This is a genomic window from Microcystis sp. M090S1, assembly GCF_020246295.1.
GTDB lineage: Bacteria > Cyanobacteriota > Cyanobacteriia > Cyanobacteriales > Microcystaceae > Microcystis > Microcystis aeruginosa.
The window spans coordinates 26,256-32,976 of the sequence record NZ_JADBTF010000507.1; the positions used below are offsets into that span (position 1 = coordinate 26,256).

Consider the following 6,721-nt stretch of genomic DNA (forward strand, 5'->3'; position numbering starts at 1 on the left):
TTAATTGTTCCTCATTTTGCTTGGGTTTCTAATCCCCTTCTAATTTGATATTGATTATTTTCGATCAGAGAACGAGCAGCATCACTAAGATTATTATCACCTTCGATAAACCATAAAAAGGCGTGGGTATCCATTAAAATTTTCATGGCATATATTCCTCAAATTCTTCGATGGGATCATCAAAATTGTCAAGCATTTTAACGATGCCTTTTGCGCTTCCATATTGGGGATGTTTAACAGTAGTAGGAAGAGAAATGAGTTGAAAGTCTTGACCCTCATGATTCTGGATAATAACTTGTTCACCTTTTGAGGCAGCTTTAAGGAGGTCAGGTAGTTGACTTTGGGCTTCGTTTAAAGTTAGTTTTATCATAGCTTTGTTCAGTTAAATATTAATTTTTGAGATAATAATTTACCTTAATTATTCTCTAACGTAGCCTGAATTTGCCCTAACAGTTTTTCACAATATTTAAACAAGGGAATCCCCAATTCTTGGCATAATTCAAGTGCTTGTTGGCAATGGCTGAGGGCAAGTTCAGGGCGATTAGTTTGGTGGGCAATTTTCGCAAGGACTCTTAAACTATAGGCGATTAAATATTTATAACCAATAGCTTGAGAAATTACTAAGGATGCTTGAATTTTTCTTTCTGCTTCGCTGTAGTTTTCTAGTTTGAGCAATATACTCCCTATAGTATGTAGAGAAAATGCTACCCCTTGCCGATCGTCGATTTTTTCACTGATGTCGAGAGATTGCTGATAGACTTCTATCGCTTTTTCATACTGTCCTAGGTCATCATAACAATTGCTTAGATTACCGAGAGAAATTGCCACCCCTTGCCGAAAGCTGATTTTTTCACTGATGTCGTGATATTGCTGGTAGAGGTCGATCGCTTTTTCATACTGTCCTAGGTCATCATAACAATTGCCTAAATTCCCGCGAGAAATTGCCACCTCTTTCCGATCGCCCATTGCTTCACTGATGTCGTGACATTGCTGGTGATAGAAAATTGCTTTTTCATACTGCCCCAAGGACTTATAACAATTGCCTAAACCACATAGAGAAGTTGCCACCCCTTGCCAATCTTCTATTTCCTTACTGATGTCGAGACATTGCCGGTGATAGGCGATCGCTTTTTCGTACTGTCCCAAGGAACGATAACAACTTCCCAAATAACTTAACGAGTTACGATAACAAACTTGTTCCCGTTGACTCCCTGCAATCACCTGTTCATAATGATCTGCTTGCTTACGATAAAATCCTTGTAAATCTAAAAAACTATTAACCGATTTATCTTTCTCTTCTCCTCCTCGATCCTCATTCAAAATATCGTAAGCTAACTGCCATTCTCCCAATGCTCCTGCATGGTAAAACGCCTCTAAATATTCCTTCAAATCTTCCAAGGATTCCCAGGGAGGGACAGGTAAATGAGCTAAATAATAATCTAAGGCTAATTGATGGGCGGATCGCAATGTTTCAGGATTTGCTTGATCTTGCACCACCATTGATATTAAAGGCAAAAACTCAAACCGTCGCGGTTTTACATTGTATTCGGGGGGAAATTCTTGTAATAAGGATAAACGAGCAAAATGTCGTAAATCTTGGTCAGTTATTTCTGGGGTTAATGCCTGCGCTAACCCTAAATCAAAACTCTCGCGCAATACCGACAACCGCGTTAAACTCTCCCTAAACTCTTTCGATAATCGCGCTAAACTGGCGGTAATCACTTCTCTAACACAGGTTTCTGTGTCGCGGTGATAACCCTCCACATCAAACAGATTCAAGCCCAAATTTTGCGACTCGGTGACAGAAACCCCTTCTCCAAATTCATCACTCATCCAACTACAAACCAGTTGCATTAAGAGAGGATGTCGTCCCATCTTGTGGACAAATTCGGCTAATTCTTGATTAGTTCCTGTCAAACCGTAATTCACCCTCACCAACTGGATTGCGTCGGCTTCTGCTAATCCCCCCAGGCGCAACCAATGACAACGCCGCGTTAAATTGGCTACAAAACTCGGCTGTTCCCGACTGGTAATCAGGATTTTACTCTGGTTTCCCGACCCCAACCAACGGCTCAAAAATTCCCCATAAACTGAATCTCCCGCCGTCTGAACTACTGTTTCTAAGTTGTCGAGAATCAACAGACAAGGTGAGGTAATCAGTCCCCGTATCATCTGCTGAATTAACGTCTCATCGTTCCATTTTTCATCGTAGGGTTGCTCCAAATTTTCTAATAACCAGCGTCCAAATTGCGCTACTGAATAACGCTCCCTAAAACTAACCCATAACACCCGCCAATGAGGGTTTAACTTCTCTTTGAACTTCACCGCTAAAGCCGATTTCCCATAGCCTCCTGCGGCGGTTATCCCGATTAAGCGTACTTTGTCATTGCTGAGGGCGGTTTGTAGTTCCTTGATTTCATCCTGTCGTCCCTGCCATTCATCTACTGGCGGAGGTGTGGTATTTAGGGTTGCTGATTGCGTTGGGGCTAACTTTGTCTGTTCCCTACCAGACGACTCCAGCTAATGCTCTTTGTTAGTGTCACTGGTATAGTAATGGTTATGGTTTCCCCCCAAAAATTTAGCTTCAACATTTTTGTTGAATTGATAACCCTGGGATTGATCCTTGTTAATTTGAGTATTGCGGATCTGTTTTTCCGTTGCGGCTAACTTAGCGGCTAATTCCTGGTTACTGCTCATCAACGCCCGCATTTCCGTTAATAATTCTGTAACTTCCGAATCAGCTAATACAGGTTCCAAGTCAATGACGGCTTGCTCAACTTCAGGTGCTTTGCCTGCGGTTAATAAATTTAAGGTTGGCGAGGTAGGAAATTTGCGTTGCAGTGTCGCCAACAAGGAATCGTTAAGATTTTCCCCAGTCTTGCCTAAAAAACCTGTGGCAATAGCAGCACCAGCCAAGGGAGCAATATTCGTGGCCCAAGTTATCAAAGTCACTAAGAGTGGTTCCATCAACAAAAACCTCTTGATTTTTTTCTAATGATACAGTTTTTCCCAAAAAAGAATAACGTTTGCTTAAACCGCCGTATCAATGAATCGGTGATCGCATTTATTTGATTGTTCTCGATTCCAAAGGAATAACTAATTTTAATACGCCCATTGTTAGTTAAGCAAAACCCACAGGCTGAAACTGAACATCGTTGATGATTTTAACCGTTTCTCCTGATTGCTTCATCACAAATAAACCGCGCCGATAAGCATAACTATCTATCCCCTGATCGATTTCAATCCCCGCTACTGCACCATAAACCTGAAAGTCTCGAAATTGGGGAAAGGCTAACTTAAATCGCTGTAATCGATCAAGAAAGTCATCTACATCATCCTTCGAGAGTCGAGATTTACACTCCACCGCCACTAACTCACTGCCATTCACCGCCAGAATATCAATTTCCATCGCTGCCCCGGGACGTTTACTTTTTAAGCGACTCATGGTTTGGGTGACATCAATCCCCCGTTCTTGAAATAACTGCACAACCGCCGGCTCTACCATTTCTTCGACAAAACGCCCCCAACGGGTGGTTAAGTTATTGACGGCTTCGGTGGTGGCCTGTACCTGCTTTTTCAATTCTTCCATCGTGCGATCGGCTTCAGCACTGCGGCGATCAGCCTCAGCATTTCGTTGTTCAGCTTCAGCATTGCGGCGGTCCGCTTCAGCACTACGGCGCTCGGCTTCAACATTGCGGCGCTCGGCTTCAACATTGCGGCGTTCGGCTTCTTTTTGGAACTCGGCAAATTGAGCCTCGGTTCTTTCAAACAGTTTGTAAATATCGGCGATCGTAATAGCTTCTGACATGGGGTGTTCTTGTCTATTTGAGCAAAGCCGATCCTATTCTAGCAACTCGGCCGAATGTGCCAGTTTATCGGGAATTTAGCCCCGATCTTAATAAACCGATCGCTTCTGGTCTAGATTCCCGTTTAATGGCTTTATGTGATAAATTTCTGGCAATGTTTGAAGCCTATCACGTTCCGCTCTATTTAAAACTGGCTTTATTAGTAATGGCGGGAAGCGGATTTGAACCACTGACCTTCGGGTTATGAGCCCGACGAGCTACCAGACTGCTCTATCCCGCGTTGCTTTATCTAGTATAGAACTAAATCTCGGTAAATGCCAAGGAGTTTGTAATATTCCTTTACATTTACCGTCCGACCAGAGGTTAATACTTACGTTCCACGGGGGTGAAATCCTGAATCACCACGGGCATATAGTCGATATCGATGCCCGAGGGGGAATAGTAGGCGAGGGTATGCTGAAGGAAATTTTGGTCATCCCGTTGGGGAAAATCTTCGCGGGAATGGGCCCCTCGGCTTTCTTGACGATTGAGGGCAGAGGTGAGGATAATTTCCCCCACCACCATGAGACTTTGTAATTCCCAGGCCTCGATTAGTTCCGTATTCCAGCAATCCCCCCTATCATCGAGGTAAATCTGCTCGTATTGGCGCTTTAATTCGCCGATTTGTTTAATTCCCTCGCGCATGGTCGCTTCGGTGCGAAAAACGCCGCAATGTTGGGTCATACAGTCTTGGAATTGCTGACGTAGTTGACCGATGCGAATCGTGCCTTTTTTGGTCAATAAAGCGGTGATTTCCTCTTTAGCATCCTGAAGGTAAATATCGGGATTAAAGACGGGAAAAGCGCGTTTTTCGACGTATTTAGCGATCGATTTGCCGGTTCTTCTCCCATAGACCACACATTCTAACAGGGAATTACTGCCCAAACGATTGGCCCCGTGGACAGAGACACAGGAACATTCCCCGGCGGAGAAAAAGCCCTCGCTGAGGGTATCGGCACTTAAGCGAACGCGACCATCGGTATTAACGGGAATGCCGCCCATACAATAGTGAACTGTAGGACGTACAGGCATCGGTTCCTCTACCGCATCGACACCGACGAGACGGTGGGCCTCCTCCCAACAGAAGGGAATGCGACTCATAATTTTTTCCCGGCCTAAATGGCGTAAATCCAGATAGACAAAGGGACCCCCGGCGCTACCGTCCAGATTTACCCCCCGGCCGGCGCGAATTTCTAGGGTAATGGCCCGGGAAGTGATGTCCCGGGGTGCCAATTCCATGCGCGAGGGGGCGTAGTCTTCCATAAAACGACGACCTTCGCTATTGATTAAATAAGCGCCTTCACCCCGGACCGCTTCCGAGATTAAAACACCGACGGGATAGAGTCCAGTGGGGTGAAATTGGACAAATTCCATGTCTTCTAGGGGAATACCCGCTTTTGCCGATAAAGCTAAACCGTCTCCCGTACAGGCGAAATCGTTGGAGGTGGTGTTATAAACGCGACCATAGCCCCCCGTCCCGAACATAATTGCTTTTGCCCGGAGGATTTCTAACTGTCCGGTGGCGATTTGGTACATTACTACCCCTTTAGCCGTACCTTCTTCGAGGATAAGACGCAAAACGTACCATTCATCGTAGATTTTTACCTGATTACGGCCTAAATTGCTGACTAATTCGTGCAGCATGGCGTGACCGGTTTTATCGGCGGCGTAACAGGCACGGTTATGGCTGTGACCGCCAAAGGCTCTTTGGGCAATGCGTCCATCTTCGAGACGGGAGAATAACACGCCTAGATGTTCCAATTCGATGATAACTTCGGGGGCTTCTCGGGTGAGGATATCCACCGCATCCTGGTCAGCCAGAAAATCGGAACCTTTGACAGTATCGTAGGCGTGGGCCTTGGGATTATCTTTGGGGTCAACGTTTTGCAGGGCGGCGGCGATACCTCCCTGGGCAGCGACGGAGTGGGAACGAATTGGGTGGGTTTTGGCAACGACAGCAACATCGATAGTCGGGTTGAGGCGTTTGATTTCTAAGGCGGCGCGGCATCCTGCTAACCCACCGCCCACTATAACTACATCGTGTTCTTTCATGGCTGATTTTCCTCCGGGCTTCTGTTTCTATGGTGGGGGGAGAATTGCTCAGAAGTCAGTTTTTTTGACATACCCCACGCCGTTTACGACGTGGATTCTTCTAGCATCACTGCTGAGAATTTCTGGCTCAACGAGTCCACTTGAATTAGATTCCTGGCGAAATCCAACCCAGAGGTGGTTCTCTCCTCAGACTTTCGCGACCTTACAGAAGCCTGTTTTCGGGGGTCCCCACGATACAGTTCAAAACCTCTAAAATACTTGGTTTCTCTGGTACTTGGTGCTGAGAATTTTTACCTATAGGAGCATTCCCCTATAGAACCCCATAACTCTAGTTTTCAAGGTGCGTTCATCCGGCGATGACTGGGTTTTTCCAGCGGTTGCTTACCCAGCCCCCTATTTTAATATCATACATCATAGAAGTTACGCATTGACAGAAAGCCTCAAATAGGCATAGCAAGTTTATGCGAACATAGTCTCCGTAACATTCTCCATAATAAATTGGCGAATAACAGGGATAAATAGCTTTCGGGCAAATTCATAGCAGTTGTTAATCAGTTGATTAAGGCCGGCAGTCTGAAGATGACAGAAAGCACGGAGAGCGCCAAAGAAATGATTACGAATTGCCCACTCATCACGAACGAAAAAGCGTTCAATATTACAGACTTGTTTGTTGACATCCTCGCCGCCGTAAAACGGACGGTGATTCCCAAACCTCACGATTTGGGTTTCTGCTTCTTTCCCGAAGGATTTTTCGCACCTGCCTTAACAGATTTACTCTGTTCTGGTCTTATGGTCGCTCTACAGACTGACACCGCAAGCCCTGC

General features: G+C 45.4%; 6 protein-coding genes, 1 tRNA gene and 2 pseudogenes. 1 reads left to right on the top strand and 8 read right to left on the bottom strand.

What is annotated here, in order from left to right; genetic code table 11:
- Nucleotides 1-11: 11 nt before the first annotated feature.
- The 8 genes and pseudogenes from IM477_RS22445 to IM477_RS22480 all read right to left on the bottom strand — a co-directional run.
- Nucleotides 12-146, bottom strand: coding sequence for a hypothetical protein (locus IM477_RS22445; protein WP_002753982.1), 135 nt, complete (start codon nucleotides 144-146; stop codon nucleotides 12-14).
- Complete coding sequence (locus IM477_RS22450) at nucleotides 143-370, bottom strand: type II toxin-antitoxin system Phd/YefM family antitoxin (RefSeq protein ID WP_002774562.1); 228 nt, start codon at nucleotides 368-370, stop codon at nucleotides 143-145. The genes IM477_RS22445 and IM477_RS22450 overlap by 4 nt, the downstream gene beginning before the upstream one ends.
- A gap of 44 nt (nucleotides 371-414) precedes the next feature.
- A pseudogene (locus IM477_RS22455) lies at nucleotides 415-2,481 on the bottom strand (tetratricopeptide repeat protein); the annotation flags it as partial.
- A 39-nt stretch (nucleotides 2,482-2,520) separates the two neighbouring features.
- Entirely contained in the window at nucleotides 2,521-2,967 is a 447-nt protein-coding gene (locus IM477_RS22460) for a hypothetical protein (protein WP_287733541.1), read from the bottom strand.
- Between the two features lie 154 nt (nucleotides 2,968-3,121).
- On the bottom strand, nucleotides 3,122-3,808 hold the full coding sequence (locus tag IM477_RS22465) for a DUF3782 domain-containing protein (protein WP_287733542.1): 687 nt from the start codon (nucleotides 3,806-3,808) through the stop codon (nucleotides 3,122-3,124).
- Nucleotides 3,809-4,012: 204 nt separating this feature from the next.
- Nucleotides 4,013-4,086: transfer RNA gene (locus tag IM477_RS22470), tRNA-Met, on the bottom strand.
- An 83-nt stretch (nucleotides 4,087-4,169) separates the two neighbouring features.
- Nucleotides 4,170-5,897: a succinate dehydrogenase/fumarate reductase flavoprotein subunit gene (locus IM477_RS22475; protein ID WP_149979524.1), complete on the bottom strand. Its 1,728-nt coding sequence runs from the start codon at nucleotides 5,895-5,897 to the stop codon at nucleotides 4,170-4,172.
- 459 nt (nucleotides 5,898-6,356) lie between these two features.
- Nucleotides 6,357-6,572: pseudogene (locus IM477_RS22480) on the bottom strand (IS701 family transposase); the annotation flags it as partial.
- On the opposite strand from IM477_RS22480, the gene IM477_RS22485 reads away from it, so the two are divergent.
- Nucleotides 6,477-6,721, top strand: a 245-nt coding sequence (locus IM477_RS22485; RefSeq protein WP_287733543.1) for a hypothetical protein, incomplete at its 3' end; no start/stop codon positions are given. The pseudogene IM477_RS22480 and the gene IM477_RS22485 overlap by 96 nt on opposite strands.